This window comes from Legionella sp. 27cVA30 (assembly GCF_024160945.1).
GTDB classification, from domain to species: Bacteria; Pseudomonadota; Gammaproteobacteria; order Legionellales; family Legionellaceae; genus Legionella_A; species Legionella_A septentrionalis.
Genome location: NZ_JAMYXK010000002.1, coordinates 967,999 through 994,586, shown reverse-complemented (window position 1 = coordinate 994,586; position 26,588 = coordinate 967,999). Strand labels below are relative to the sequence as shown.

Below are 26,588 nucleotides of genomic sequence, written 5' to 3'. Positions count from 1 at the left end.
CCCGTGAAAGAAAAAAAAGAAAGGCACATGGAAATTTTTGAGCAAAAACCAACCACGGCGATTGAAATTTTAAAACATCACTACGGCTTTACTGCGTTTCGCCCCCCACAGGAAAACATTATAGATGATGTTGTAACTGGTAAAGATGTTTTAGTGCTCATGCCTACTGGCGGGGGTAAATCGTTATGTTATCAAATACCTTCCATACTCCGTGCTGGCGTGGGCATTGTTGTATCGCCCCTCATTGCCCTTATGGAAGATCAAGTGGCTGCATTGCGATCACAAGGAATCAAAGCCGCCTATTATAATTCTTCTTTATCAAGCAGCGAAGCACGCTCGGTTTTGGCACAATTACACAATGAGGATCTTGACCTTCTTTATATTGCGCCTGAACGTTTATTGAGCAGCTCATTTCTTCTGCGGTTGCAAGACTGTAAACTTGCTTTATTTGCTGTCGACGAAGCGCATTGTATATCGCAATGGGGACACGATTTCCGGCCAGAATACGCAGCGCTTGGCATGTTGAAAGAGCAATTTCCACACGTACCCATCATTGCATTAACGGCCACTGCCGATAAACAAACTCAGCTGGATATTATTTATAAATTACGCTATCAGCCTAAATCATATATTGCCTCTTTTAATCGCCCCAATATTTATTATCGGGTGCTCATTAAAGCAAATCCTGTCAAACAACTGATGCAATTCCTAGAAACCCAAGAGCAGCAATCAGGAATTATCTATTGCGGCACACGCGCTGCTGTCGAGCGGGTGGCGAGTAAGCTACAGGAATATGGTTGTAAGGCTCGTGGATACCACGCAGGCCTTTCCTACGAAGAGCGACGGGAAGTACAAACCCTCTTTCGTTACGATCGCATCGACATCGTCGTCGCAACCATCGCGTTTGGTATGGGAATTGATAAATCAAACGTGCGTTTCGTTGTGCATTATGATTTACCAAAAAACATTGAAAGTTATTATCAGGAAACAGGACGCGCCGGGCGAGATGGTTTACCAGCACAAGCTTTATTGCTTTACGATCCGGCCGATAGTGCACGATTACGCGGCTTAATCGCAACGCAGCCTCAAGAGACACAGCGTCGTATTGAGAATAACAAATTAAATCACATGCTGGCCTTTGCCGAGGCTCAACATTGCCGCCGGCAAATTTTACTTCACTATTTTGATGAAGAGTGTGAAGACACCTGTAGCTATTGTGATGTCTGCGATCACCCGCCGCAAACGGCTGACGTGACGGTGGAGGTACAAAAAATATTATCCTGCATTTACCGTTTGAAACAAAATTACGGCATCACTTATGTCATCGATGTGTTGCGTGGCAGCAATTCTGAAAAAATAAAAGATGCTGGCCATGAGCAATTATCGACTTTTGCTATTGGCAAAGATAAACCGGTCGCATACTGGAGATATCTCGTCTGGCAATTGATCCACCGCAATTATTGTAAACAAGATGTTGAACATTACAATGTATTGCGGTTAACTGCCAAAGCCATTCCCGTTTTACGGAATGAAGAAACCATAAGACTCCCCATACAAGCATTTGAATTACAGGAAAAATTATCCAGAAAAAAAGAACGTTTGTCTGCTGCCGAAAAAAGTCCTTTATTCGAAATTTTACGCGCCTTGCGGCGAAAATTGGCTGAAGCAGAAGATAAACCACCATTCATGATTTTCAGCGATTCCACTTTACAGGAAATGGTAAAAATCAAACCCAAGAATTTGAAAGAATTTCTAACTGTTCCTGGCGTTGGCCAGTATAAGTTAAATTTATACGGACAACCATTTTTGGAAGCGCTCAGAGAGGCGGAAGAATTGATTGAATAAACAAGATCTTGGCATTGTAAAACATATTTTCCATTATGACTCTGCTCTCATTAAGCAATGAATTAGATGGTAGCTTTAATTTGCGCAACTGCTGAATGCCGCGATGAGCCGCGGCACGTAGGCGGGAAATGAATGGTCAACAGACCTTAATATTCTGACCTTATCTTTACTAATGCGCGTGACAACCAATTTTTAAGTGGACTTGATAATATTTACTTCTGCTCCCGTCGATAAAACCACGGGTTTCGAGCACTTCATACCAATCCAGCTTCCCATGTGATTTTGCCGCTTCTGCTACTGCATTATTGATGGCATCTTCAATGCTTTCCTGCGAAGTCCCAACCAATTCGACTACTTGATACACTTTATCAACCATGATGTTTACTCTCCCTGTTTGCAACTTGGCTTATGAAAAACTAGGTTGCCTGCGCAGCTTGCTCCGCCTTGGCAATAGCTTGTTTTATGGCTTTTGCATCGTCCGAGTCAGGCGGCACAACGGTTAGCAATTGCCTCCAATAACGAATTGCTAAAGGGTAATCATGGCTCATGAATGCATTCATGGCAAGCATGGCCAATGCATCGGGTTGATTGGGATTGATTTGCAAAAGACGGTTGACAAGCCCACGAATAGGTTCATTGAAGTGGCGTTGATTTTCCTGCCACAAACTTTGCGCGTAATTAACCGTAATTTGCTCATCATTAGGCTCAAGGGCGAATGCTTGGGCAAAGCTTTCGCGGGCATCCTTCCACTGCCCCTGACTTGCATACAATCGACCCAACAAATACCAACCGCGAGCACCGCTAGGATTTTCATCCAGTTTTGCCTTGAGTTTGGCAATTAATTCTTGCGGGCTACGTATCTTGCTCAGCAAAGCTTGCGCTTGCTGTTGCTTTATTATTTGCTGCTTATAATCCTGCAATTCAAACCAAGATCCCCAGTGATAATAAGCAAAAACTGCCGCAACGCTCAGTACGGGGACAAGCATTGTCTTGAGTTTTTTATAGGGACGCAGTGGATATAATGCTATCCCTAATGCCGTGATTAATAAAATACTTAAACTAAAAATGGATGCCCATTCACTCATTACGCCGCCGCTTTAAACAAGTAAGCCAAAAAACCCATAAACCCAATACCATAAATAAAACAGGGCCAAACCAAAGCATCCAGGTGAGCGTCTTTATTGGTGGGTTAAACAAAATAAAATCACCGTAGCGAGCCGTTAAATAATTGGTAATTTCAATATCGCTCTTTCCGGTCGTAACCAAATGATATACTTCATTGCGCAAATCCTTTGCCAGCTCTGCGTTTGAATCCGCTAAATCTTGGTTTTGGCATACCAAACATCTTAATTCGCGTAATAAATGCTGGAACTGAGCTTCCTGCTTTCGATTCTCAAAAGGATACAATGTTTCTGCAAAACTGGCCGTTAACAGGAAAAACAAACAGATTGCAATACCCATTCTGTACATCATGAAGACGCTCGCTCTAACTCGGCAATACGTGGGAGAAATTCGCGCTGCCAGATTTCAGCATCCAATATGCCAGCGTAACGATAGCGAATGATCCCTTTTTTATCAATTAAAAACGTTTCCGGTGTGCCGTATACTCCCAGATCCATGCCGACCTTGCCGGTTGTGTCATTGCCTATTTGCTTATAGGGATTACCCCATTCGGTTAGCCATTGCGCTGCATGTTCCTTATTATCTTTATAATTTAACCCATAGATGGGTATGCCCTCATGTGCTAACTGCAGTAAAAAGACTTGCTCATCGGCACAGGCAGCACACCAACTTGCCCACACGTTCAGTAAAGCAACTTTGCCCTGCAGATTTTTGGAATTAAAGTGCTCTCCTTCCTTATCAAGCCTTGACAGCTGAAAAGGAGGTAATGTTTTGCCAATTTGCACAGAAGGCAGCGCTTGCGGGTTCAAGAATAAACCCCGCCAAAAAAAATACGTCATCAATAGAAATAACAACAAGGGGATCAGTCGCCAGTAGATGGTTTTCATACTCTTGCCTCCTTTGCTGTTGCGAGGATTGTTTTTTGCCGGGCAGAATAATAGCGACGATCAGCCAATGCCAGCATGCCTCCAAATAACACAAAAAATCCACCACCCCAAATCCAGCGCACAAAAGGCTTGTAATATAACCGCACAGACCAGGAGTTATCACTAAGCGGCTCACCTAAAGCGATGTAAATATCACGAAATGGCGTGACATCGATCGCCGATTCCGTCATTGCCATTTTTCCTACATCATACAAACGTTTTTCAGGATAAATGGTAGAAGTCTGCTGTCCCTTGCTTATTTTAAAATGAGCTTGCGTACCATGGTAATTAGGCCCTTGCAAAGCAGTTTCGCGTACAAATTCCACTTGATAACCTGCTAAAGATGTATGGGTTCCCGGTGCCATTTTTACATCTTTTTGTATACCAAAGCCTGAAGAAATCGCTATGCCAAGAATCGTAAAAGCCACACCGCAATGCGCAAGTACCATCCCTACAAAAGATTGACCTATGTTTCGCAAGCCGCGTTGTTTGCAACGCGTATAAACCAGCTTAAACGTACTTAATATGACCCAAAAAGCGAGTACTAAACCCAAAAATACAGCGCCATTTGCATCAGTATGAAAAAACCAGATGCAAAACAAAGCTAAACCGATGCAAGTTGCACCTACCCAGCGCAAAGCCCAAACAATCCTTTTGGCATTGTCTTGCTGCCATTTAAGGTGCATTCCAAATCCCATCAAGAGAACCAGGGGAATCATTAATGGCACGAATACGGCGTTAAAATAAGGAGCGCCTACTGACAATTTGCCTAACCCCAGACCATCGATTAATAAAGGGTAGACCGTCCCCATTAAAACGGTCAGCATGGTCACCACCAGGATGACATTCCCTAATAACAAAGCATTTTCTCGTGATACGACTTCTGGTCTTACATCACCTTGCAATGTTTGAGCCCTGCAAGCAAACAATAACAGCGAACCGCCAATGACCATGAGCAAGAATAATAAAATGTAAATCCCTCGCTCTGGATCCACCGCAAAAGCATGCACCGAAGTCAGGACACCGGAACGTACCAGGAAAGTACCGACAAGACTCAATGAAAACGCTGCAATAGCCAGCAGTAGTGTCCAGGCTTTATACTGCTGGCGCTGCTCACTTACGGCCAGAGAGTGCAATAAAGCAGTGCCTACCAGCCATGGCATAAACGAGGCATTTTCAACTGGATCCCAAAACCACCAGCCACCCCAGCCCAATTCGCGATAAGCCCACCAGCTCCCTAAAGTAATGCCTGCCGTGAGGCAACACCAGGCAGCCAGAGTCCAGGGGCGCGTCCACTTTGTCCACGGCATCTCGATACGCCCGGCCCACAATGCAGCGATGGCGAAGGCAAATGCTACAGAAAAACCAACATACCCCATATACAACATAGGGGGATGAAATAAAAAACCCGGGTCTTGCAACAAGGGGTTTAAATCACGGCCTTGACTGTTTAAAACTTGAAATTGGCGGGCAAACGGATTGGAAGTCATTAATAAAAACAGAATAAAACCAATGCTCAAAAACCCCAGGATGACCAATACCCGGGCGCGCATGGCATGGTCTAGAGATGAACTGAGGAATGCAACGGCAAGCATCCAAAAACTTAAAATGCCCACCCATAACAACATCGAGCCTTCATGCCCTCCCCAGACTGCACAAAATTTATAAAACCAGGGCAGCGACAGACTGGAATTAGCTAATACATAAGCCACGGTAAAATCATCTTTCAGAAAACATACGGTAAGGCAAATGTAAGCTAAAGCGATGAATAAGAATTGCGCCAAAGCATAGCGGGATGCTACCGTTTGCAGTGGCACCGAGTTACGCCATACGCCTATTGCCGGTATGACCGCAAGCAAAACCGCAAATAATAAGGCAAGAATAAGGGAAAATAAGCCAACTTCGGCAATCATGGGACACTACCCTCCTTGGAAGTTTGTGCCAATGCTTCCTTCACTTCGGGAGGCATATAATTTTCATCGTGTTTTGCCAAGACTTCCCTGGCTTGGAATTGATTATCAGCAGCAAGTGAACCATGGGCTACTATACCCTGCCCTTCACGGAATAAATCCGGGAGAATACCGCGATAAACCACAGTCAAAGTATGTTTATAATCGGTAATTTGAAATTGCACGCTTAAGTCATCTTTGTTGCTGCGCACGATACTGCCCTGTACTACCATACCGCCGACGCGTATGGGCTTGTCATGCGGCGCTTCTCCGGCAGCCACTTGTGCAGGCGTATAAAACAAACTGATGTTTTGGCTTAACGAAAAAGCAACCAATAAGGTGGCCAATGTTAAAACCGAGACGATTAGCACAATCAATAGCATTTTACGCTTACGAACAGGTTTCATAGTCACTGCTTCTTATACCATTGCTGTAAAACTTTCCGTGTACGCTTGCGCTGCCATTTAATATTTACCCAGTTCATGAGTAAAATGCCTCCTAAAAGCCCATAAGCCGGCCACACATACAAACCATATCCGCCCATGCCAAACCACTGCAAAAATTGATTCATAATTTACCCTCATTGAGCAGATTTTTCACCCAGCTTTGCCGTTTTTCACGTAATAAAAGCTCGCTACGGGCCTTGGATAAAATCATCAACGCACAATAAAGAGAAAGCCCAAGTAGGGTTAACAACAAAGGATACAGCATGCTGACATGAATTTTGGGTTTGGATAATAAACTTAGTGTTGCCCCCTGATGCAAGGTATTCCACCAATACACAGAATAATGAATGATCGGCAAATCAACCACCCCCACCAAAGTGAGAATAGCCATTATTTTATCGCCCTGCTCTTTATTTTGATAAGCATGTCCCGTGGCGATAATGGCACCGTAGAGGAATAATAAAATTAATTCTGAGGTGAGGCGCGCATCCCAAACCCACCAAGTGCCCCACATAGGTTTGCCCCAAATGCTACCGGTGACTAAAGCAAGAAAGGTCATGCAGGCACCTAGTTGGGCAGCCACCCCTAACATTAAACCTGCCATCTTAATTTGCCAGACGAGTAACAACAGAGCCAAAAATCCCATCCAGGCATAAATAGCCATCGATAAAAATGCACTGGGGACGTGTATGTAAATGATGCGAAAAGCATCCCCTTGCTGATAATCCGCAGGGGCAAAGAACAATCCCCAGAGCAAGCCTGCAATTAAAATAAAAAATGCACCAATCCCAAGCCACCGCAACCAGACTCCGGACAATTGATAAAACGTTTTAGGCGAAGCCAGTTGATACAATAGTTTCCACATAGGAAATAATTAAATCAGAAAAAGATTCAGATTTTACCATGTCTTCCAAGGGCTTGTTAACCCAATAGCATGAATAAAACCGAAAAGACCATCAATCCACCAAAGTAATGCGCATAACTGCTGCAATAGCAAAAGGTAAAAATCCGGCAGCAATAAGCGACAGGGCTAATAAAAGAGCAAAAAATCCTGCTACTGGCAATCCCTGCATGGCTGCGTTCAGAGTGCCACTGCCAAAAATCATGACCGGTATGGTTAAAGGGAGTAGAACAAGAGCCATCAGCACGCCTTTTTGTTTTAAACCCGTACTGAATATGGCTGCCAGTGCACAAAGAAACATGATGGCGGGCGATCCGCAAATTAAGCTTATAACCAGAACTGCTGTTTCATACGCATTGAGGGAAAATAAAATGGCAAGGACAGGACTAAAAACTATTAATGGCAGCATAACCAGCAGCCAATGCAGGAGAATTTTTGCGCTAACAAACAAACTGACGGGATAACCGGATATCAACCATTGTTCAATGACTCCATCTTCAAAATCTTGTTGAAACAAACGCTCTGCCGACAGCAACGCTGCCAATAGTAAACCAATCCAGACTATACCGGGTGCAATAATACGAAGGTAAGCTGGATCGGGGGGAATGGTCAGGGGGAAAAAAACCATAACCATGCAGAAAAAAAGAAACGAATTAATGATCAGGCGCAATTGACGCAAGTGTAAATACGCTTCACGCAGCAGGAGTGTTTTAAAAAGAGTAGCCAGACTCATCACAAGCAATACTCCTCATATATGTTTTCAGGCAAAGGGAGATTTTGATGAGAAGTCAATACAATCTGGCCATCGCGCTTAAGATGCTCTTTTATACAATCCATTAGGATGGTTATTCCATCAGCGTCCAAAGCGACTAAAGGTTCATCCAATAACCACAAGGAAGCCTTTGTTGTAAACAAACGCATTAACGCCACCCGCCGGCGCTGGCCCGCAGACAACAAACCGCAGGGAGTATCTTCACACCCTTCCAAGGATAAGCGAGCAATTAATTTTTGAAATGAAACATTCTTTAACGAGTCATGCAAACCAAAGTGGTAATTTTCGCGCGCGGTAAGTAGCAGACTAATACCGGGCTTATGTCCTACATAACAAATATTTTGCTGATAAGAAGGTAAATCATCATGGATAGAAACTCCTTGATAGCGGATTTCGCCATGCGCTTGGGATAATAGTCCTGCGAGTAAGCGGAGTAAAGTTGTTTTGCCGGCTCCATTGGCACCGCGTAGATGCAAAAGACGCCCTGGTGATAGAGCAAACTGAATATTACGCAGTAATGGCTTGTCTTGATAATCAAAATCAAGCGCGCTAACTTCAAGCATGTTAATTCTTTCACTTAAAAAAAGGGAGCCTATATCCAAATAACACTTCCTGCAAGATCTGGCTTGCGATTGCAAACGATGCCGGTAATAATTGGTTTTTTTATTTTTGATAGGTAAACAATGGATTTTCTTGCCCAATATGGTCTATTTGCTCTCAAAACATTTACCTTGGTTATTGCTTTTCTGTTGTTAGTCGCAGGCATAGTTGCCTTAGGCCGAAAACCAAAACCCAAGCTGGAAATTATCTCCCTAAATAAACAGTGGGAATCCATGCAGCAAAGAATGCATAAAGAAATTCTGGGTAAAAAACTCCCTAAAGAGAAAAAGAGCAAAGAGCCAAAGTCTTCTTTATACGTACTGGATTTTACGGGTGATATAAAAGCCTCTCAGGTTGAACAACTGCGTGAAGAAATTACGGCAATACTTGAAGTTGCACAACCAGAAGATGAGGTCGTCATCCGCTTAGAAAGCCCGGGGGGTGCAGTTAACGGCTATGGGCTTGCTGCCTCACAGTTACAACGTATAAGGGATAAAAAAATTCCTTTAACGGTATGCATTGATAAAATGGCTGCCAGCGGTGGTTACTTAATGGCTTGCGTCGCCAACCACATTGTGGCCGCCCCATTTGCCATTATTGGCTCCATTGGCGTGGTCGCTCAACTTCCCAACTTTCATCGCTGGCTTAAGAAAAACGATATTGATGTTGAATTATTAACTGCAGGAGAATATAAGCGCACCCTCACTCTTTTTGGGGAAAATACAGAGAAAGGCCGGAAAAAATTTCAGGAAGATTTGGAAAAAATTCATCAATCCTTCCGGCAATATGTTTTGGAGAACCGACAAGAATTAGATATTGATAAAGTGGCCACAGGTGAGCATTGGCTGGCAAGCGATGCGTATGATTTGCGCTTAGTCGACTCATTGCAAACCAGCGATGAATATTTGAGCGAGAAAAAAGCCGCATACAATTGCTTTAAAATTACTGTGCATGGGAAGCAAAACTTAATGAGCAAACTTTTAAAACCAGCCATGAAATTGCTGCATCCATGGGCATGATGGTTGGTCACGCAATACGGGCTGGCATAATTAAGCAGTGCTGCTTTAAATTCACTCTATTCAGAATGCTAGCCTAGCCCCGTTATGCGTTGCAATTTCGCTTTGAAAAGAATCATCAGGCAAACAATAAAAAAAAATCGCATTCGTGCAAGTTTTATTAAACCTGAGTGGCTCTGTTTTGAAGCAACATTTTCCCTGGATGAAGAAAATAAGGAGCATGTTCTATAAGACCGTAAAAACAACTGAGAAATATTACCATTATTCGCATCACGCACCGAAATACTGTCGAAACATCATGCCAATATAATAGTTTTTAATGCAAAGAATAGAGAAATTAAATAATGAACATCGATTAGGTGAGACCACCTATGCCGGTATGAAATCTTCTAGGCGACGAAGCTGAAATTATCTGACTCATTAAAAAACATATTGCATTAAAATGGCCAACTAATTAGTTCTCTTCCGGGTAAACAAAAAACTAACCGTTGTAAATTTGTATTTTATGACCTATAATCGAACACCATTATCTGTGAGCAATCACCATGTATCAGCAGAGCAAACGGCAAAGAATTCATTCTCCCCAAGAGCAAAACTCAAATCCGCTAAAGGCTTATTTCTCTGAAGGATTTCTGGCGTCAACTTTATTTCTAATCCCACCCACCCCATCTTTAAGTGTTGAGGATATTTTAGGGCCATTTAATACGCCACACTTTTCCTATCCATTAACCCAACAATATTTTTCCCTACCGCAATCGCAGTCTAATTATGCAGCCTCAACTCCGCTTGCCCCCACAATCACTGCCGAAATCTCCACAACCTCATCAAATAACCAACCATTGCAGCCTCGTGTCGCAGAAAAACGTAATCGCACTGAATTAAATGAAGCTTCTGGATATGAAGAGCAATTAAAAGCTGCTGTTAAGAAAGATGAGCAACTTTGGAGCAAAGAGAGTATAAAAAACGCAGCAGCATATGCCGCAAAAGAACGCATCCAGCAAAAACTTCCCTGCCCTGAGGACAACAGCCCGGAATTTGTAAATGCACATCCTCTTTATAAAGAGACTTATATTAATGCTTACAAAAGATATGCTGATAAAAGAGAAAAATTAATTGAAAAAAAAGGGGCTAGCTTAGGGGAGTTGCATGCCAATGAAAACAAACCCAAACTACCTATGGTGAAACTTTTAACATTTAGAAGAGGACCTTCCTTTGCAAAAGGCTACCTGCACGCTTACGAGAAAGCCATGAAAGAGAAACAGAAGGTAGCAAGCTTTAGCGAAGGACAAACTCCGACATCCACAATGGCAAGCAGTAGTCAATCAGAAGAGCAAGAGCACTTCTTAAGAACCCCGGAAGTCGGTCAGATTTTTGCAGAAGTTTTAGCAGAAAATCATTTAACACAAAGCCGAAACGCATCGCCCACGCTGAGCTTTTTAAACTCTCCCATGCAATTTTTCTTCCCGACAACACCAATGAATTCAAACGTCAAACCTTCTGAAGGGAGAGAATTCGCAAGAGAAAGCAAAACACCTTAAATGGGCAATATTTGAAAAATAAAAAGTCTTAGAAAGTGCTGGTTTTACAATCATTAATTGTCCAGAAAATTATCGGCAATATTACTTCCTGCAATGCAAATAAGCGAATCGTTATCCTTGCTGGTTTTTAGATGGATATCTTTTAGCTTATCTGTTTTAACGATTTCAATATTGCCGCCCTCCTCATCAACACTAATTTTATTTTTTTCCCTGTTTTATTAATTACTATTTGACGTTTGAACATAAGAGAAAGAGCATTACGATTCACTCTTTAGTAAATCCAATAATAATTTTCCGGCAAAATTCCAATATAAGTATATACTTATAGATAGGAATAAAAATTTGTGGAGCATGAACATGGGAGACTTCAAATCCAAGTTGCCCAGCCTCAAAGAATTGGGCACGATGGCGACAAAGCTGGTAAAAGACTTAAAAAATAGCGTTGATGAAATCATCAGCGATTACAAACAAAAGCGTGAAGATGAAGAAGCTATAAAACCAACTGCTCAACACACACCGGGCGAAACGATTAGCTCGACTCCTGCAGCAGAACCCAAAACTCCGAAACCCGCTGTGGACCCGGTACCTCCAAAACCTGCCGTGGAACCCGTACAATCAGTACCTGGCGTTCATGTGGAACCTGAACTTAAACCAAAAGCAGAAGTTCCGCCCAAGAAAAAACCAACTGTAAACGAACCTCTGCCGAATGAGGTGAACAAAGACGAAAACCATTAAGTGGTTGAGCGTTCTGGGCGCGAAAGCCCATATTTACGCATTTTTTCCACCAGCGTGGTTCTACGGATATGCAAATAACTCGCCGCGCGGGCAACTATCCAATCGGATTCTTCCAATGCGCGGCGAATAAGAGTTAACTCTTCTTCCAAGAGATAATTTTTTAAATCAATGCCTGCTTGCATCTCATCATCCTGTTTACCAATCACATCGAGCAAATGTTCTCGTTCATTTTTTATCCGGGAAACTTCTTCTGGCAATATTCGGAATCGTTTGGGCAAATCATGTTCATTAACTGTTTGATTGGGGAAAAGGATGGACAATCTTTCTGCCAAATTGGCAAGCTCACGTACATTACCTGGCCAATCATAGCCTTGTAACGCTTCGAACGCATCCGGTAACAAGTGCACGCCAGGTTTGCCATTTGCAATCATGCGAGCAGTCAATTCTTCAAAAAGCAACGGGATGTCTTCCTTTCTTTCGCGCAATGCTGGCATTTCGATTGGGAAAACGTTTAACCGGTAATATAGATCTTCACGAAAACTCCCCGCAGCGATCGCTTGCTCCAAATTCCTATGGGTGGCAGCAAGCACCCGTACATCCACCGCAATGGTTTTGTTACTCCCTACACGCTCAAAACTACGCTCTTGCAATACCCGCAAGAGCTTAACTTGCATCGCAAGCGGCATATCGCCGATTTCATCAAGAAAAATAGTTCCACCGTTTGCCAATTCAAATCGCCCTTGCCGGGCAGTAATCGCACCAGTGAATGCTCCTTTCTCATGACCAAACAATTCACTTTCCAGCAACTCGGCAGGAATGGCGCCGCAATTGATGGGAACAAAGGGTTTATGAGCTCTTAACGATAATTCATGAATATTGCGGGCAACGACTTCTTTTCCTGTTCCGGACTCTCCCGATATTAGGACAGTGGCATCCGTATTAGCTACAAGCTCTATCAACTTTCGTATTTCCTGAATTGCAGCGCTTTTCCCCACCAAGCTTCGCGATAACGGAGTAGTTTTATTTGCATCACCTGCCAATGCTGAATCTTTAGGCATAGAACGTAACACTTCCAGCAATTCAGGATAACAAAATGGAAAAGTCAAACTTTTAACCACATTGAATTTTTGACATTCCCGCTCCGATAAATTCACATCGATCAAAACAACAGGAATATGGTAAAGAGCAGCATCCAATTGCTCCAAAAACTTACGTGTTTTTTCAGGAGTAGTACCACCAACTATCAGTGCCAAAGCCTCTTTTGCCAACGGTTTTTGCCATTCATCATAGGCAAACACTCGGCAAGGCTGCTTGACAAAATTAAGTAAAAGGCTAAGCTTTTCACTGCGTGCCTTATCATCATCAATTATTGCCCATATATCCCGGCCGCCCATAGACTGATCCTTTCCCAGGTTATCTTTATGAGTATTGATTAACAATAGACTAACTGTCAAATATAAGAACAATGATATAAGAGCTTTAAACAATGTCTTAATCGACAAAGACCATTAATTCCCCCGGAATCACCCAGCACACGTGATAAAATTTACAATTGCTAAAAATAAAAGAACAGGGTGAGAGGTAACGTTCCTAAGTTTTTTGAAATCACTTAAGTTTGTTCCGATTTTTGACGATTGGTTTGGGCAAAGAAAGCACTGCCTGTGATTAAAAGTTTGCCTAAAATAACTAAAAGGCCGAGCCTTTAGCTGCTATAAGAATATTGGCAATAATAGGCTTCCACAATGCTCGGTGGGTACTTAGGTCTTTGTAAGTTTGCGCCAGTTGTTGTTTAAAATTATCTTGAATTCTTTATGGCTTTGCTATCCGGATTGAGAGAACTTTTTGCAGATAAATAAAAGCAAGCCAGTGCCTCAAGTGCATCAGCCGACCCTTATTAGAGGAAACTTGCTCCACTGATTCGTTGGATTGAGGATTTCTATGAAAAATTGCACTCCGTTATCTTAAATCCCGAATAAAATTTATTATGCTCTATTGCTGAAAACCAATGTCCTTTTTTTCTTCTTCTATTTCTTTGTTTTCTTCTTTTTTAGATTCCTCATCAACAATTCTATTGAATGTATAGTTTAGGACTTTGGTGTGAGAGGTGAAAAAATTAGCACTACGACCTTTAGTTTGAACAAGTGTATTGATCATTAGACCCAGTGTCGTTATCAAACCGACACCGAAGATACTTGCCACTACAGATAAAATTTTAAAGAATTTTTCTGCCTCCGATTGTCGATTGTTCTTTAAAACATCAGCCATCCCCGGCTCGCGAAGTTTTGTTTTAAAATTTTTGAGCATCTTTTTTGCTTCTTCCTCGGGGGTATCGGTTGAGTTGATTTGAGCCTGAGAGTCCTGGGGTGTTTTTTGAAGACTTTGATACAATTCTTCTATAGCAAAGTATTTTAAAGCACCTTCATATTGAGAGCGTTGTTGTCTGAATAATTTTAATTTACTCATTACGTGAATATCTTCTTTGTCTTCCTCGGTAGGCTTGTATTCAAGTAATTTTCTGAAAAAAAGAAGAGCAGTAGCAGGCATGCAAAGATCTTTATAATCTTCATATTCAACTCCATAATTACCTTTTAATAGCCAGTTAGCACTCAAAACGACGTTATAAAAATGATTTTTTGGACCTAACGGGTCACTCTCTCCGCCAAGTTTACGTAAAAAGTTATTAACCGGCTTCTGTGTATGCTGAAGATAGTCTAGGCAAGCTTGTTCTAATTCTTTTTTACAAGCTATATATGATTTGACCATTATGACAACCATGTGTTTAAATTTTAATTATACCATGCTTTTAATTTTTAGATTGATTGGAGATCATGCTGCCAGTACACTTTCAGTCATTGAGTAATTTACGATACTCATTGCTGGTATATTGAGAGCCTCTATCTGAATGCACAATTAAGCCAAGCTTTGGCTTACGTTGCCCACAGAGTCATTTTCAAGGCATCACAAACTAAATCAGCTTTCATCCTTGAATTCATATTCCAGCCAACAGCTTTTCTTGGAAAATAAATCAATAACTACTGCCAGATAGAACCAACCCTCTTGTGTTGACAGGTAAGTAATTTATAGATACATAAGCACGGTCTGGCGCTCTGGGCAAAAAAAATCACGGCTCGGAACATCTGCAAGACCGTTTTTTATATTTGCTACCGGTCGTTATCTTATATTTTTTCCTATATCCAACTATAACCTGCTTCTCTCATCAAGCTCTGAGTTTTACGCCGACCAATCGGATACCCTAAAGTATTTAGCGCCTTTCTCGTGCACCTGCTGCCAAATGTATAAGTACTTTTTTTGGCAATTCTTTTAGGCAACGTTCCTAAAGTTTTTTAGCCAAGATTTCATCTTAAATTGAGCACAAATTTTTCTATTTCACTTCGATCTACCCCCTCTCCCACGATAGGAGTTTTGATAGTATGATGATGCCCTTCGCGGGAGAGGGTTGGGGAGAGGGAATGTCACGGATGGTCATTGATGACGAGATCGAAAGGTGCTCAGGGAGTATGACAAAGATATTTATAAAGAACGCAACCTTATCGAACGCATGTTTAATAAACTCAAACATTTTAGAAGAGTGGCAACACGATATGATAAACTTGCTCAATCTTTTTTATCGTTCATTTATATTGCTGCAACCGCCCTTTGGTTAAGATAAATGTCGACAGAACCTAGGAAATTCAAGGATTTCTCCATGAGCTCATTGTACCCTGTTTCTGATAGATAAGGTACGTCATCTATCTCAAATCACTATATTCTTTGAATATTGAGCGCCACCCCTTGATATTATCGATATAATAGCCAAACAAAATATTTTTAGAGGAAACAAAGATGTCAGACATAATTAATCTAAATAAAAAGCGAAAAGCTAGAAATCGTTTAGAGAAAAAAAAGAAAGCCGTTGAAAATCGTATTAAATTCGGAAGAACAGAAAAAGAAAAGCATATTGAAAATCAAGTAAATGAACGCATTGAGCGTCACCTAGACGGTCACAAATTGGAAAAAAAATAGGCAGAATAAAAATTCATTGCAACACTACCAGTATGGAAATTACCTGCCATCCGAGCAGGTTTTGGTCCTGCCAATTGATTCTTGTGCTAGGGCGTGTTTTTAAAGTTTTTCAAACTATTAAAAATCTGATAAAAAGCCTCCATAGTGAAAATGGAGCAAATGGATGTCAAGATTTGTTATTGATGACAAAATGTGGAACAAATTAGAAAAGTTACTGCCATCTCCTAAAGGTCGCCACGGGGAAAATGATCGATAGGTCGCATCAGAAATGCCGTATTCACGACAAACTTCCTTCATCAGTCGTCCTGCTTCAACTTCTTTCAGTATTTTAACAATCTGTGTTTCTGTAAAACGCGATTTCTTCATCGATGTTCTCCTCATACATAGTTTACGACGGAGAACTCTAATCAGGAATACACCTATTTTACGGGATGGTTACACTATATTCCTAACACTTTGACACAGTTGAGAAATAGCTTTTTTAAAAGCAGACATTTATTTTCCTTTCGATGTCTTACTAACTCTAAATATGGGGTATTAATAGTCTTCTTGCTAGTTATCTCCCTTTAAAATTCGAAGGTTAAGAAACCGGTTATTAATAAGCCATCCTTGTGTCATCTACCTCTTATCTGCCCATTCAAGCCGCTTTTACTTCAACAAGCATATGAATTCCATCATGTTCCAGAGAATCTTGGATGGCTAATGCTATGAATTGCTCAACCGGATAACCTAAAATATCTGCAAACTCCTTAGCTTTTTTTGCACTAACCACCTTTCTATCATGCTCTAAATCACATAAGTATTGCTTTGATACGCCCAATTTTTTTGCAAAATCAATCTGACTTTCTTCCTCACCTTGTCGTATTGAGCGAATTGCCTTTCCTAAAGTTAATCGACCGACTAATTTCTCTAAATATTCACGTGCATTAGTATTCATGTTTGTTTACCTCAATAATCGAAATAACAATTATTTCTTTTTGCTCATTTTCTATATAAATAGCTCGATAAGCTTTATTTAAGCGAATGGAGCGTTGACCCATCCGATCTCCTTTCAATGGCTCATCATGATAGCCCGGGACAGTTCTCACTTTACTAATCCCTAAACGCTCTACCGAATCAATCCACAAGAGTAACTTTTCCTTTATGTAGGTTGGAATTTTATTAATATCCTTTTGAGCCCCTCTAGTTAACTCAATTTCGCATGGCTTTATCAATTTCAATTCTACCTACTTTTTTATTTAATAGTACACTAAATAAGTGTACTTATCAATTAACTTAGCTGGGTAAATACAAAAAATTTCAAGCCCATTCGCCCTAAACAATCTTTACGAGTGATGTAAATATGTTACACTAGATCGCATAATCAAGAACAAAATTAAACTTTATGCCAACGAAGAATCCACGAATCAATATTACTTTTGAAGAAACAACAGCTAAGTTGTTATCCGAAATTTCCAAGAAAGAGCATAAGTCTGTTTCTGGCTTGGCAAAAGAATTGGTACTGGAGGCATTGGATAGACGAGAGGACTTGTTTTTATCATCTGTTGCCAAGGAAAGAGATTGCTCCACTCCTACACATAAAGCAAAAAATGTCTGACTATAAATTATATCAAATACATTATTTGCAATCGGTTCTTGAAGAAGATATACCAAATTTGACAATGGCAGCAAAAAAAGTAATTAAAAGTGCAGTCGTGGAACAACTAATGATTGACCCTATTGGCTTTGGCAAACCATTGCGTTACAGCCTCAACGGTCATCGGCGATTACGCGTATGTGAATATCGAATTGTGTATCGCGTTGAAGTAGGCGCTCACTTAGTAATCATCATTGCTATTAAGAACCACCGGGAAACCCATAACATAAGGAATGGATAAATCAGAAATTGATGTTGTAAAAAAACTTCTTCAGAAAGAAATTACAGGTTATTTAAGGAGAGACTGTATTGATGGCCTTAAAGGCTTTGCCGATGCCATTAACACCGTATTTCCGGAAACAAAAATCCAGCTTTGTATTGTCCATATGGTACGCAACGCCATCAAATATGTGCTTTGGAAAGACTACAAGGCTGTAACCGCGGATTTGAAGCTGATTTATAACTCTGCAACTGAGGAAGAGGCATTGCTGGCGCTAGAGCAGTTTTCCGAGCGATGGGATAACAAATATCCGCAAATAAGCCGTTCGTGGCGTAGCCATTGGCCTAATCTCAATACCTTGTTTAATTATCCAGAGGACATCCGAAAGGCTATTTATACAACAAATGCTATTGAGTCATTGAACAGTGTTATTCGAAAGGCTATCAAAAAAAGAAAGCTCTTTCCTTCTGACGACTCTGCTAAAAAAGTCGTTTATCTTGCTATAATGGATGCATCCAAAAAATGGACTATGCCCATTAGAAATTGGAAGGCCGCTTTAAACCGATTTATGATCGAGTTTGAAGAGCGATTGATTGATTTTGTTTAACCAATGGCAGTTACACAGAATTGTTTACAGGGTCTTCACAACCAGTAATACATGCTCCTCTTTACATTGCTCACTGTACTTAAGTTCACGTTCTTTTTTGCGCGTTTAAGACAATCCTCTTTCCATTCGCGCCATTCACGCTCTTTTGCTTCTGGATCATTTTTAAGCTCTTCCTGACTTGCATCAGGAAACTGATTGCGCAAATCATAAAGACTGAATGGAATACATTGTCCGTAAACGCTTGTTTACTTTACTTTAACAGTATACCTGGTCCTGCACGGCCTTTTGTTACGAGCTATAAACAATGATCCTGAACGTGTTTGGCTGCGCAGGTTTCTCTGTAGTGATGATTTTTATTTTTTTGAGCACACCAAGCAACGATCCCTCAACGCATTTGAAGTGCGATTAATGTGAGGTGATTTAATGGAATTGGACACACCAAGTTAAGAGCTAATAAGTTAACTGGAGTAAACAAGATGATTAACGCCCTTTTACTGCCTTAGCCTGTATGCTTTTTTTCAATAACTCCATAATATCGGTGACTTTTTCCCTTGCTGGTGCAGGTTTTGCTGTTTTCACTTTTTTTCCCTTTGCTTTAGCCTCAATAAGTTTTTTAAGATCATCCATATAAGTATCTTTAAACACTTCTGGTTTAAATTCTTCTGTTAATTGCTCGATCAATTGCATCGCCATCTTTAATTCAGCAGGTTTGATGTGTTGAGCTTCGGGTAAATTTAATGATTTGGTTTCGCGAATATCATCCTTATAGCGCAGTTTGTTTAGCAATAGTGCATCATGGTAGGGCTTGATGATTACCAGGCTTTCGTGGGTACGTAATACAAATTCGCCTACACCAACTTTTTTGGTTTTTTTCAGCGCTTCACGCAGCAAAGCATAGGCTTTTATGCCGTCTTTCTGGGGTGCCAAATAGTATGGCGTTTCATAGAAAATAGAATCAATTTCTTCTTGCAACACAAATTCACTGATTTCTATAGCGTGTGTTTTTTTTACATTGGCTTCTGCAAAATCTTTTTTTTCCAGGAGTACAATGTCACCATTGCGATACTCATATCCTTTCGCAATATCTTCCCAAGGCACTTCTTTTCCATCCGTTTGGCACACGCGGGAATAGCGGATAGGACATAAATCCTGACGACGCAATAAATCCAAATTTAAAGTATGGTTTTCTACGGCGCTATAGATTTTGACGGGAATATTAACCAAGCCAAACGAAATGGATCCTGACCAAATGGCGCGCATATTAATCCTTATCCGTGTGGGGAGCTTCATTGCCAGCCGGTTTAATTTGACTATCTTTTAAATTTTGTAGCCATTGATTGCGGATTTCATCTCCCATATCCGTTTCTTTAATTACATAATGCAAGACATAAAATCCATCTTTGCCCTTGGTTATCTTTTGCAACTCGTCTTGTTTAAGATTCTCTGGAGATGCAATGCTAAATTCAAAAATCACTTGCTCAGGTGTTTTTTGATGAAAGGTAATCTTGGGGCTCAAACCTGAGTTTTGCAAATTTTCAATCACTGAATTTGCAAAATCCATAGGGGTAATCGAGTCTTGAATGCCTGGAATGAATTGGCTGGTAACTAATTCACGCCATTCCATAATTTTTCCCTCAGCCGGTATGTATTCAATCGTCACCACTGCATCAGTTTTTTTCCCCCAGGCAGCACGCCAGGTGCGCGAGTCAAACAAAATGTCTTGTTTCTCGTCGGTTAATACATCGACATCGATTGCCCCAGTGCTTAATGCTTTCGTACTGCAATATACCTGGCCCGCGTAATTATAATATTCTACACACCGGGGGTTGTTTTCTTTGGAAACTTTAATCAAATCTTTAAGGCTCACCTCAGCAAAAAGCGGGGTGGAAGCAGACACCAGCAACAAAATTAACCATCTGAATTTATTTTTCATTTTCCATTCCCTGGAATTTTATATCCCGCTATAAATTAGTTTATACAGAATTAGCAAATTTTCACGGGCGGCTATTTCCGCTTGATTTTTCATGTACGACAGGAAAGGGAGAACAATATATGTTGCAAGTGAAAACACATTTAATTATTGATATCCATGCGCTTGTTATCATTCGCGAAAACCCGTTTTCACCTGGGGAATGTGAACTGAATTTTAATTCTAACTTTAAAGATTTATTAAATTCTTGCTTGAACAAGATTGCATCTGCTAATACTCCTCAACCAACAGAAGATATAATTCTCCACTGTTTAGTAAGCCCAATAGAAAAAACAAATAAAAAATTTAAGAAAAAAACTTACCAGGAGGAATTTTTAGAAGTCCCCTTGCAATGGCTATATAACACCCTGGCAGAAGAGGAAATTCATTTTTCCAAGGAACCTATATCTTTATGCAAAGACCAGGCTGGACATTTTATTTACGATAAAGTGAGTATTAAAAAACAGATAGACAGGCAATTCCCTGCTGAAAAATTTAAAAATCAATATATTTTTATTACCTTAGACAAATTTTTTTATCAATCTTTATGCGAGAAAAATGTTAAATCTTTATGTTTATATGACAGCGGTGATATTAATGCAGATGATCAAAAAATTTTTAATCAATTAAGCTTTGCCAGTAAAAAAAAATATATATCGCTGGACATCGATGATACTACTTTCCTGCGCTCCCACTCCATTTTATCGGAAGAAACAATAATTAATAAGAATATTGTGCCGCTATATGAAAAAATGGGACAAGATACTTACGCTGCTTTCCTTACTGCAAGAGGGAATCCGCAACAAATATTAAACGGATTACCTAAAAGCATCCAAGCGTTTAAAAAAGAAATCAAACAGTGCAAATTCGACAGCCAAAACTTGAAAAACCGAGTACAAAATAATGGGAAATTTTTTTCCAACGAGCTGGTCAAAACCACCACATCTGCCACGTTCTTGCAAACTACCATGCAGGCATATGAGTATAAAACTACCTACGCTTTACGCAATTTAACTCAAAAACTTGACGACATGGAGCAATGGTTAACTGAAGCTAATGCGCTGGTGCAAGCGTATAAACAGGAACAACAAAAATTTTATTCCGCCCACGCTGTCGCTGCGAAGTATAAAGAACATAATATGACCATTCATATTCGCCCTGAATGTTTTATGAGTACCGTCAACACACGCCAGCCTAAAATTACAAGACTGGCGGCCATTGCCCAGGAAATGGGTGAGGGAATTCTGATTCATCTCGATGATAATATTGAAGAACTGAATTTGATGCAAAAGGAAGTTCATTCGATTAAAGAGCAGTACAATGTCACTTTTATACCCATGCGCGTGCATTTTTGCGGTGAATTTGCAGAGCATCATAGTGAGCGCTTGCAACACTTCATCATGCAAGGCTACACCGAAAAAAATGAATATTCCTTATTAACTAAACCTATTCGCTCCGATGGATATTTTCCTTTACCAAACTCTTTGGGAGATGAAAACGACACCGAAGAAGATACGCATGCGGGTTGCTGTTTTTGTATTACTTCCTAACATAACAAAAAAATTCTGGCTGTGTGGCACCTACGGCCAGAATTTAACAATTTATCTTAATTTTACGCTCATTATTAGCGAGGCGGATTAATCGACATTTGCTGCTCTGGAGTAAGCGGTGCAACTTGTTTGCTGGTACAATACTCCAAATTAATTCGCTCTGCCGCTGTACCATTACAAACGATCATGAGTCCTTGTTTGTTAAATAAAGTCAGGGTAAAAGACGACACCAGATATTCATTGGGATCATCCATATTCATATACACTTGATAACCATCCGGATTTTTAGTTTGTTTTAAAACAGATAATACGCATTTTGCCAGTTCAGCTTTTCTTTTTCCTTGCAACTCATAACATCCATTTAAAGTTTCCAATACAAATTTAAGTTGCACAACTGGCTCTTCCGCACGTAGCGGCATCGCGAGCAGCAGACAAATGAAGGTGAGACTCAAACGTTTCATAACGCATCCTTTCGCAAATTATAATCAAAATATAGTTTAATTTTATAAAATTTGGCTAAAATTAGCCTTCTCATTACGGCCCTTGTGAATTTAAAATGTCAAACCTTCGCATAGATCGCACCCCACGCCAATTAAGCCTGTGCACTTATGGGACTGAGATACAACAACACACGCATGGGTTTGCTCAATTTGTACTGCCTGTCCAAGGGAGTCTTGAACTGGAAATGGGTGGAGCAGCAGGAAAAGTTACCACTGAAACCGCGGCACTTATTTTGCCCGACACGGTTCACAGTTTTGCCGGCAGCCCGAATAATTCATTTATAGTTTTTAATGTGCCGGAACAAGACATCTGCTTAAGTCAGGTCCCAACTTCAGGGTTCATCAATTTAAATGAAGTTACAAAAAAATTTCTGCACTTTACGCAAACATATCTGGCTTTAAATAATCCTTCTCATGCAATTTTGGATACGGACATTTTGTTACAAAATTTATTGCTGAATCTTCTGCATAGATTCCCTCGCAACGAGGATAAATTAGTCGGGCAAATTAAAAAATGGATTGATAAAAATTATGCGGCCAAAATTCAGCTAAAAGAATTGGCTAAAATTTTCCACTTAAGTCAGTGCCAGCTACAGCGCCGCTTCAAACATTGCACGGGTTTGGGGCTAGCGGAATATTGGCGTAATAGACGGATAGAACACGCAAAATTGCTTTTGGAATTTTCAAATTCAAACGTTAAAACCATTGCTTATACTGTGGGTTATGAGAATATTTCAGCATTTACCCGGCGCTTCACTGCCCTATATGGCATTCCACCTTGTACATGGCGAAAAATAAAACGCAACCATTTTTAAGCCTATAGGTTTAGTAAGGACATTGACTCTGGTGTGCATTTAATTATATAATTGCGCCATTATTAAGCAAAATTCACAAAGCAGACCTTTCTTCCCATTAACTTTTGAGAATTTATGCTGATTTTATCCCATTGTTATTCATTTTAATTGTCATCCGGCTTTATTTTCAGGATGCATCATCGTGCAATCCCTGGCGCTTTTTTCTTGGTTAACTCATCTTATCGGTGAAATACCTTGGGTCTAATAATGCGATAATCTAGCAGCAATTATTGCAAAATTTGGAGCAATTTAAATGAGCGCTTTTTTCCCAAAAACACTAACCATCCGGGAATTCTTATGGAGCATTATTAAACCGTATCGCTGGTGGTATATCCTGCTTTTCCAAGCGTCTTTCGTAACCGCTTTATATGTATTTGCTAATAACTATTCCTTAAAGTTACTGGTGGACGCTTTTTCCCTAGAAACCAGTGCAGGCGAAATGCATCATCTTATCTACCCGATTACGCTGTTCATTGCAGCACAGATTATATTGGATATTTCCTGGCGCCTGAGCAATATTGCAGCCTGGAAGGCGGAACCGCATATCCGCCGCAATTTATTATTAACTGCCTATGATTATGTTCAACATCATTCATATGCTTATTTCCAAAATACACAAAGTGGTTCTGTAGTTAGCAAGTTAAAAGGATTATTAGATAAATACGACAGCATTTTAAACAATATTAACCATGTAATCGGCAAAAATTTCTTTGTGGTTGTTCTATCTATTTTTGTACTTTTATTGGTGAATACTGCTGTATTTATTTTTATGCTGGGATGGTGTGCCCTGGTAGTGGCAGTCCTGTATCCAATGGGCTTAAAGCTTAATCAGTTGTCAGAAGATGCGGCGGAAAGCAAGCATACGGTCATAGGCTTATTTGCAGACAACATCACCAATATTTTCTCCTTATTTCATTTTGCAACCCGCCGTCTGGAATTGGAGCGTGCTCAACAATTTATGTCTAAAGATTATGTGCCGCGCCATGTCAACCTGCATAAATATGATTTTAAATTCAACCTGGTGGGGACTTTCCTATACTGGTTCATGATCATTGCGGTTTTTATCTTTATGGTCTATCTACGCGAACAAGGAAAAATCTCCATCGGTGATTTTGTATTTGTCATGCTGACCGCAATTGCGATTTCTTTTGACTTATGGGCACTTATCGCAGGGTTATGTGAGTTTATGAAGGAAGTTGGCGATTTTAAATCTTCTTTCTCGGTGTTAGCCACACCCCACAGTATGCTCGATCATCCCACAGCTAAACCCGCCACCCTGGTAAAAGGGGCGATTGAATTTAAAAACTTGTCATTTAAATACGATGCTGAAAACACGGTATTCGAAAATCTGAATCTAACTATCGCGGCCGGTGAAAAAATTGGCTTAATCGGTCATTCCGGTGCCGGAAAATCAACGCTGATTTCATTACTTCTTAAAAATTTCCGTCCCGCTTCAGGGGAGATTTTGCTCGATGGACAAAACATTGAAATCATTACTGCCGATTCCTTGCGCAGGCAAATTGCCTTGATACCACAAGATATCATGCTTTTTCATCGTAGCATCGGGGAAAATATTGCTTATGCCAAAGAAGATGCGTCCCAGGCAGAAGTACAAGAAGCAGCGCAACTGGCCAATATCCATGCCTTTATTATGTCGCTCCCGCAACAATACGGCACTGCAGTCGGTGAGCGTGGCGTGAAATTATCAGGAGGGCAAAGGCAGCGTATCGCCATTGCACGCGCTTTTTTGAAGAAAGCACCGATTATCGTCCTTGATGAAGCCACATCGAGTCTTGATAGCATCACGGAACAACAAATTCAGCAATCGATTGATGCCATGCTGACCCAAAATAACGCGACCGTGATTGCGATTGCCCATCGCCTATCAACTATACGCCACATGGATAGGATTATTGTTTTAGGGGACGGAAAAATTATTGAACAAGGCAGCTTTAACGAGCTTATTGATAATGCGGGTTATTTCAAAAAGCTTTGGGACAGTCAAGTGAATGGCATGGTCTTATAACTTCAATGCGGATAAATTCTGGCCATGAGGATGCGTGACGCCCGCATTTTTTCAATCACCACATCAAATTCTTCAAAGTGGATTCTATCGCCTACTTTCGGGATTGAGTGCAAACGCGTAAAAACTAGCCCTGAGAAAGTTTCAATCTCTTCTTCGCCGGGATCAATTTCAAGATTTAATGCCCGCTCCAGGGAATAAATAGAACAATCACCTTTTACGGATAAACTGCCGTCTGGGTTAATCGTCCAATCTTCCTGGGTGCGGTGAAACTCATCTTTGATGCGCCCTATTAACACATGCAATAAGTTATCCAAAGTTACAAATCCCAACAATGCTCCTTTTTTACTGTAGACTAAAGCAAAATGTGGCATGCCTTCACGAAACTTATGCAATAAATCCAGAGTAGACCAACGCTGCGGTACTTTAAGCACGGGACGCAACAACAACTTAAAATCTGGAATTTTCCCATGCTGATATAACGCGGTAAATAAATCTTTCACATGAATGATGCCGCTAATTTCTTGTGTAGCGGCATCATAAACGGGATAACGACTGTAACGGTGCTGCATCACGATGTTCATATTCTTTTGAACCGACTCATTTAAATTCAGCATGACCATTTCTTCCCGCGGCCTTATCACTTCCGTTACTTTAAGATCGGCAAAATCTAAAGTATGTTCAAGGATTTCCACTTCTTCTTTACTCAATTCACCATGCAAATGGCTGGCGCTTAAAATCAGCTTAATCTCATCCGTAGAATAAAAGTGCTCGCCATGCTGACTTCGTGCCAAGCCTGTTATTTTTAATAAAAAATTTGAACAGAAATTTAAAAACCAAATGGCAGGATACATCAGCCAGTAAAATCCATATAAGGGAACCGCTGTCCATATGGAAACTTTTTCCGATTGCCGTATGGCCAGGGATTTAGGCATTAACTCACCCACCACGATATGCAAGAAAGAAAGAATGGAAAATGCGATGATAAAGGAAACGGCAGAAGCATAGTGCGGCTTTATCCCTAAAAAGGAAAAAATTGGTTGCAGCAATTCGGCAACGGCTGGCTCGCCAACCCATCCCAGCCCGAGGGAAGCCAAGGTGATGCCCAGCTGGCAAGCGGAGAGGTATGCATCCAAATGTTGATGGATGTAAGAAAGAATACGACCGCGGAATCCATATAATTCCATAATCACGGCGACCCGGGTATGCCGTAATTTTACCATCCCAAATTCGGCAGCAACAAAAAACGCATTCAACAATACCAATGCGAACGCTATTAAAAGCAAAACTATCTGCATCATGGCTGCGTCCTTATCTTTGTGGCTTGTTTATTTCTATACAAATAAAAAGTTCTAA

28 protein-coding genes and 4 pseudogenes are annotated in these 26,588 nt (G+C 40.6%); 12 read left to right on the top strand and 20 right to left on the bottom strand.

What is annotated here, in order from left to right:
* Positions 1-27 precede the first annotated feature (27 nt).
* A complete protein-coding gene (gene recQ, locus NKV53_RS10065) occupies positions 28-1,845 on the top strand; it encodes a DNA helicase RecQ (RefSeq protein WP_126954759.1) in 1,818 nt (605 codons plus the stop codon).
* 169 nt (positions 1,846-2,014) lie between these two features.
* Here recQ and NKV53_RS10060 read toward each other — a convergent pair whose 3' ends face one another.
* From NKV53_RS10060 to ccmA, 10 genes are all read right to left on the bottom strand, one after another.
* Complete coding sequence (locus tag NKV53_RS10060; RefSeq protein WP_126954760.1) at positions 2,015-2,221, bottom strand: dodecin; 207 nt, start codon at positions 2,219-2,221, stop codon at positions 2,015-2,017.
* A 40-nt stretch (positions 2,222-2,261) separates the two neighbouring features.
* Complete coding sequence (locus NKV53_RS10055) at positions 2,262-2,930, bottom strand: tetratricopeptide repeat protein (protein WP_126954761.1); 669 nt, start codon at positions 2,928-2,930, stop codon at positions 2,262-2,264.
* Positions 2,923-3,315, bottom strand: coding sequence for a cytochrome c-type biogenesis protein (locus NKV53_RS10050; protein ID WP_126954776.1), 393 nt, complete (start codon positions 3,313-3,315; stop codon positions 2,923-2,925). Before NKV53_RS10050 ends, NKV53_RS10055 begins: the two co-directional genes overlap by 8 nt.
* The gene (locus NKV53_RS10045) at positions 3,315-3,854 is read right to left on the bottom strand and encodes a DsbE family thiol:disulfide interchange protein (RefSeq protein WP_126954762.1); all 540 of its coding nucleotides are present in this window, start codon (positions 3,852-3,854) and stop codon (positions 3,315-3,317) included. Before NKV53_RS10045 ends, NKV53_RS10050 begins: the two co-directional genes overlap by 1 nt.
* On the bottom strand, positions 3,851-5,806 hold the full coding sequence (locus NKV53_RS10040; RefSeq protein ID WP_126954763.1) for a heme lyase CcmF/NrfE family subunit: 1,956 nt from the start codon (positions 5,804-5,806) through the stop codon (positions 3,851-3,853). The genes NKV53_RS10045 and NKV53_RS10040 overlap by 4 nt, the downstream gene beginning before the upstream one ends.
* Positions 5,803-6,249 (bottom strand): cytochrome c maturation protein CcmE, encoded by a 447-nt coding sequence (ccmE, locus tag NKV53_RS10035; protein ID WP_126954764.1) that lies wholly within the window; start codon positions 6,247-6,249, stop codon positions 5,803-5,805. Before ccmE ends, NKV53_RS10040 begins: the two co-directional genes overlap by 4 nt.
* Positions 6,250-6,251: 2 nt before the next feature.
* Positions 6,252-6,413 carry a heme exporter protein CcmD gene (ccmD, locus tag NKV53_RS10030; RefSeq protein WP_253351056.1) on the bottom strand — a complete coding sequence of 54 codons (162 nt, stop codon included), beginning with the start codon at positions 6,411-6,413 and terminating at the stop codon, positions 6,252-6,254.
* Positions 6,410-7,153: a heme ABC transporter permease CcmC gene (gene ccmC, locus NKV53_RS10025; RefSeq protein ID WP_126954766.1), complete on the bottom strand. Its 744-nt coding sequence runs from the start codon at positions 7,151-7,153 to the stop codon at positions 6,410-6,412. Before ccmC ends, ccmD begins: the two co-directional genes overlap by 4 nt.
* A 91-nt stretch (positions 7,154-7,244) precedes the next feature.
* Complete coding sequence (ccmB, locus tag NKV53_RS10020; protein ID WP_126954777.1) at positions 7,245-7,922, bottom strand: heme exporter protein CcmB; 678 nt, start codon at positions 7,920-7,922, stop codon at positions 7,245-7,247.
* On the bottom strand, positions 7,922-8,524 hold the full coding sequence (gene ccmA, locus NKV53_RS10015; protein WP_253351054.1) for a cytochrome c biogenesis heme-transporting ATPase CcmA: 603 nt from the start codon (positions 8,522-8,524) through the stop codon (positions 7,922-7,924). Before ccmA ends, ccmB begins: the two co-directional genes overlap by 1 nt.
* A gap of 120 nt (positions 8,525-8,644) precedes the next feature.
* Here ccmA and sohB point away from each other — a divergent pair, with 120 nt between their 5' ends.
* From sohB to NKV53_RS10000, 3 genes are all read left to right on the top strand, one after another.
* Positions 8,645-9,580: a protease SohB gene (gene sohB, locus NKV53_RS10010; protein WP_127033123.1), complete on the top strand. Its 936-nt coding sequence runs from the start codon at positions 8,645-8,647 to the stop codon at positions 9,578-9,580.
* A 542-nt stretch (positions 9,581-10,122) separates the two neighbouring features.
* Positions 10,123-11,115 carry a hypothetical protein gene (locus NKV53_RS10005; RefSeq protein WP_126954769.1) on the top strand — a complete coding sequence of 331 codons (993 nt, stop codon included), beginning with the start codon at positions 10,123-10,125 and terminating at the stop codon, positions 11,113-11,115.
* 357 nt (positions 11,116-11,472) lie between these two features.
* Entirely contained in the window at positions 11,473-11,850 is a 378-nt protein-coding gene (locus NKV53_RS10000; RefSeq protein WP_127033121.1) for a hypothetical protein, read from the top strand.
* Here NKV53_RS10000 and NKV53_RS09995 read toward each other — a convergent pair.
* From NKV53_RS09995 to NKV53_RS11940, 3 genes and pseudogenes are all read right to left on the bottom strand, one after another.
* Positions 11,847-13,244: a sigma-54 dependent transcriptional regulator gene (locus NKV53_RS09995; RefSeq protein ID WP_253351052.1), complete on the bottom strand. Its 1,398-nt coding sequence runs from the start codon at positions 13,242-13,244 to the stop codon at positions 11,847-11,849. The two genes, NKV53_RS10000 and NKV53_RS09995, sit on opposite strands and share 4 nt — an antisense overlap.
* A gap of 595 nt (positions 13,245-13,839) precedes the next feature.
* The gene (locus NKV53_RS09990) at positions 13,840-14,625 is read right to left on the bottom strand and encodes a hypothetical protein (RefSeq protein WP_148110523.1); all 786 of its coding nucleotides are present in this window, start codon (positions 14,623-14,625) and stop codon (positions 13,840-13,842) included.
* A gap of 79 nt (positions 14,626-14,704) precedes the next feature.
* Positions 14,705-15,173: pseudogene (locus NKV53_RS11940) on the bottom strand (DDE-type integrase/transposase/recombinase); the annotation flags it as partial.
* Between the two features lie 170 nt (positions 15,174-15,343).
* On the opposite strand from NKV53_RS11940, the pseudogene NKV53_RS09980 reads away from it, so the two are divergent.
* Positions 15,344-15,520 (top strand): annotated as a pseudogene (locus tag NKV53_RS09980) (transposase); the annotation flags it as partial.
* 173 nt (positions 15,521-15,693) lie between these two features.
* Entirely contained in the window at positions 15,694-15,873 is a 180-nt protein-coding gene (locus NKV53_RS09975) for a DUF4169 family protein (RefSeq protein WP_126954448.1), read from the top strand.
* Between the two features lie 251 nt (positions 15,874-16,124).
* Here the strand turns inward: NKV53_RS09975 and NKV53_RS09970 are convergent.
* The 3 genes and pseudogenes from NKV53_RS09970 to NKV53_RS09960 form a co-directional block, all read right to left on the bottom strand.
* Positions 16,125-16,239 (bottom strand): annotated as a pseudogene (locus NKV53_RS09970) (transposase); the annotation flags it as partial.
* 271 nt (positions 16,240-16,510) lie between these two features.
* Positions 16,511-16,810, bottom strand: a complete 300-nt coding sequence (locus NKV53_RS09965; protein WP_126954202.1) for a helix-turn-helix domain-containing protein — start codon at positions 16,808-16,810, stop codon at positions 16,511-16,513.
* On the bottom strand, positions 16,800-17,093 hold the full coding sequence (locus NKV53_RS09960) for a type II toxin-antitoxin system mRNA interferase toxin, RelE/StbE family (RefSeq protein ID WP_233581877.1): 294 nt from the start codon (positions 17,091-17,093) through the stop codon (positions 16,800-16,802). Before NKV53_RS09960 ends, NKV53_RS09965 begins: the two co-directional genes overlap by 11 nt.
* 164 nt (positions 17,094-17,257) lie before the next feature.
* On the opposite strand from NKV53_RS09960, the gene NKV53_RS09955 reads away from it, so the two are divergent.
* The 3 genes and pseudogenes from NKV53_RS09955 to NKV53_RS09945 all read left to right on the top strand — a co-directional run.
* Positions 17,258-17,470, top strand: a complete 213-nt coding sequence (locus tag NKV53_RS09955; protein ID WP_126954201.1) for a hypothetical protein — start codon at positions 17,258-17,260, stop codon at positions 17,468-17,470.
* Positions 17,463-17,750: a type II toxin-antitoxin system RelE/ParE family toxin gene (locus tag NKV53_RS09950; RefSeq protein WP_127057544.1), complete on the top strand. Its 288-nt coding sequence runs from the start codon at positions 17,463-17,465 to the stop codon at positions 17,748-17,750. The genes NKV53_RS09955 and NKV53_RS09950 overlap by 8 nt, the downstream gene beginning before the upstream one ends.
* A gap of 64 nt (positions 17,751-17,814) precedes the next feature.
* Positions 17,815-18,336 (top strand): annotated as a pseudogene (locus NKV53_RS09945) (transposase); the annotation flags it as partial.
* A gap of 480 nt (positions 18,337-18,816) precedes the next feature.
* On the opposite strand, the gene NKV53_RS09940 reads toward NKV53_RS09945, so the two are convergent.
* Positions 18,817-19,596 carry a Ku protein gene (locus NKV53_RS09940; protein ID WP_127057543.1) on the bottom strand — a complete coding sequence of 260 codons (780 nt, stop codon included), beginning with the start codon at positions 19,594-19,596 and terminating at the stop codon, positions 18,817-18,819.
* Between the two features lies 1 nt (position 19,597).
* Positions 19,598-20,269, bottom strand: coding sequence for a hypothetical protein (locus NKV53_RS09935; protein WP_127057542.1), 672 nt, complete (start codon positions 20,267-20,269; stop codon positions 19,598-19,600).
* A gap of 119 nt (positions 20,270-20,388) precedes the next feature.
* Here NKV53_RS09935 and NKV53_RS09930 point away from each other — a divergent pair, with 119 nt between their 5' ends.
* Positions 20,389-21,855 (top strand): hypothetical protein, encoded by a 1,467-nt coding sequence (locus NKV53_RS09930; RefSeq protein ID WP_127057541.1) that lies wholly within the window; start codon positions 20,389-20,391, stop codon positions 21,853-21,855.
* Positions 21,856-21,929: 74 nt separating this feature from the next.
* On the opposite strand, the gene NKV53_RS09925 is transcribed toward NKV53_RS09930, so the two are convergent.
* Positions 21,930-22,316 (bottom strand): hypothetical protein, encoded by a 387-nt coding sequence (locus NKV53_RS09925; RefSeq protein ID WP_127057540.1) that lies wholly within the window; start codon positions 22,314-22,316, stop codon positions 21,930-21,932.
* A gap of 95 nt (positions 22,317-22,411) precedes the next feature.
* Here NKV53_RS09925 and NKV53_RS09920 point away from each other — a divergent pair, with 95 nt between their 5' ends.
* Entirely contained in the window at positions 22,412-23,170 is a 759-nt protein-coding gene (locus NKV53_RS09920; protein WP_127057539.1) for an AraC family transcriptional regulator, read from the top strand.
* 292 nt (positions 23,171-23,462) lie between these two features.
* Positions 23,463-25,235: an ABC transporter ATP-binding protein gene (locus tag NKV53_RS09915; RefSeq protein WP_126954965.1), complete on the top strand. Its 1,773-nt coding sequence runs from the start codon at positions 23,463-23,465 to the stop codon at positions 25,233-25,235.
* 2 nt (positions 25,236-25,237) lie between these two features.
* Here the strand turns inward: NKV53_RS09915 and NKV53_RS09910 are convergent, their stop codons facing one another.
* Positions 25,238-26,533, bottom strand: a complete 1,296-nt coding sequence (locus tag NKV53_RS09910) for a hemolysin family protein (RefSeq protein WP_126954964.1) — start codon at positions 26,531-26,533, stop codon at positions 25,238-25,240.
* Positions 26,534-26,588 lie beyond the last annotated feature (55 nt).

Coding starts and splice junctions, on each gene's coding strand:
- recQ (WP_126954759.1), top strand. CDS start 28: ATGGAAATTTTTGAGCAAAAACCAACCACGGCGATTGAAATTTTAAAA.
- NKV53_RS10060 (WP_126954760.1), bottom strand. CDS start 2,221: ATGGTTGATAAAGTGTATCAAGTAGTCGAATTGGTTGGGACTTCGCAG.
- NKV53_RS10055 (WP_126954761.1), bottom strand. CDS start 2,930: ATGAGTGAATGGGCATCCATTTTTAGTTTAAGTATTTTATTAATCACG.
- NKV53_RS10050 (WP_126954776.1), bottom strand. CDS start 3,315: ATGTACAGAATGGGTATTGCAATCTGTTTGTTTTTCCTGTTAACGGCC.
- NKV53_RS10045 (WP_126954762.1), bottom strand. CDS start 3,854: ATGAAAACCATCTACTGGCGACTGATCCCCTTGTTGTTATTTCTATTG.
- NKV53_RS10040 (WP_126954763.1), bottom strand. CDS start 5,806: ATGATTGCCGAAGTTGGCTTATTTTCCCTTATTCTTGCCTTATTATTT.
- ccmE (WP_126954764.1), bottom strand. CDS start 6,249: ATGAAACCTGTTCGTAAGCGTAAAATGCTATTGATTGTGCTAATCGTC.
- ccmD (WP_253351056.1), bottom strand. CDS start 6,413: ATGAATCAATTTTTGCAGTGGTTTGGCATGGGCGGATATGGTTTGTAT.
- ccmC (WP_126954766.1), bottom strand. CDS start 7,153: ATGTGGAAACTATTGTATCAACTGGCTTCGCCTAAAACGTTTTATCAA.
- ccmB (WP_126954777.1), bottom strand. CDS start 7,922: ATGAGTCTGGCTACTCTTTTTAAAACACTCCTGCTGCGTGAAGCGTAT.
- ccmA (WP_253351054.1), bottom strand. CDS start 8,524: ATGCTTGAAGTTAGCGCGCTTGATTTTGATTATCAAGACAAGCCATTA.
- sohB (WP_127033123.1), top strand. CDS start 8,645: ATGGATTTTCTTGCCCAATATGGTCTATTTGCTCTCAAAACATTTACC.
- NKV53_RS10005 (WP_126954769.1), top strand. CDS start 10,123: ATGTATCAGCAGAGCAAACGGCAAAGAATTCATTCTCCCCAAGAGCAA.
- NKV53_RS10000 (WP_127033121.1), top strand. CDS start 11,473: ATGGGAGACTTCAAATCCAAGTTGCCCAGCCTCAAAGAATTGGGCACG.
- NKV53_RS09995 (WP_253351052.1), bottom strand. CDS start 13,244: ATGGGCGGCCGGGATATATGGGCAATAATTGATGATGATAAGGCACGC.
- NKV53_RS09990 (WP_148110523.1), bottom strand. CDS start 14,625: ATGGTTGTCATAATGGTCAAATCATATATAGCTTGTAAAAAAGAATTA.
- NKV53_RS09975 (WP_126954448.1), top strand. CDS start 15,694: ATGTCAGACATAATTAATCTAAATAAAAAGCGAAAAGCTAGAAATCGT.
- NKV53_RS09965 (WP_126954202.1), bottom strand. CDS start 16,810: ATGAATACTAATGCACGTGAATATTTAGAGAAATTAGTCGGTCGATTA.
- NKV53_RS09955 (WP_126954201.1), top strand. CDS start 17,258: ATGCCAACGAAGAATCCACGAATCAATATTACTTTTGAAGAAACAACA.
- NKV53_RS09950 (WP_127057544.1), top strand. CDS start 17,463: ATGTCTGACTATAAATTATATCAAATACATTATTTGCAATCGGTTCTT.
- NKV53_RS09940 (WP_127057543.1), bottom strand. CDS start 19,596: ATGCGCGCCATTTGGTCAGGATCCATTTCGTTTGGCTTGGTTAATATT.
- NKV53_RS09935 (WP_127057542.1), bottom strand. CDS start 20,269: ATGAAAAATAAATTCAGATGGTTAATTTTGTTGCTGGTGTCTGCTTCC.
- NKV53_RS09930 (WP_127057541.1), top strand. CDS start 20,389: ATGTTGCAAGTGAAAACACATTTAATTATTGATATCCATGCGCTTGTT.
- NKV53_RS09925 (WP_127057540.1), bottom strand. CDS start 22,316: ATGAAACGTTTGAGTCTCACCTTCATTTGTCTGCTGCTCGCGATGCCG.
- NKV53_RS09920 (WP_127057539.1), top strand. CDS start 22,412: ATGTCAAACCTTCGCATAGATCGCACCCCACGCCAATTAAGCCTGTGC.
- NKV53_RS09915 (WP_126954965.1), top strand. CDS start 23,463: ATGAGCGCTTTTTTCCCAAAAACACTAACCATCCGGGAATTCTTATGG.
- NKV53_RS09910 (WP_126954964.1), bottom strand. CDS start 26,533: ATGATGCAGATAGTTTTGCTTTTAATAGCGTTCGCATTGGTATTGTTG.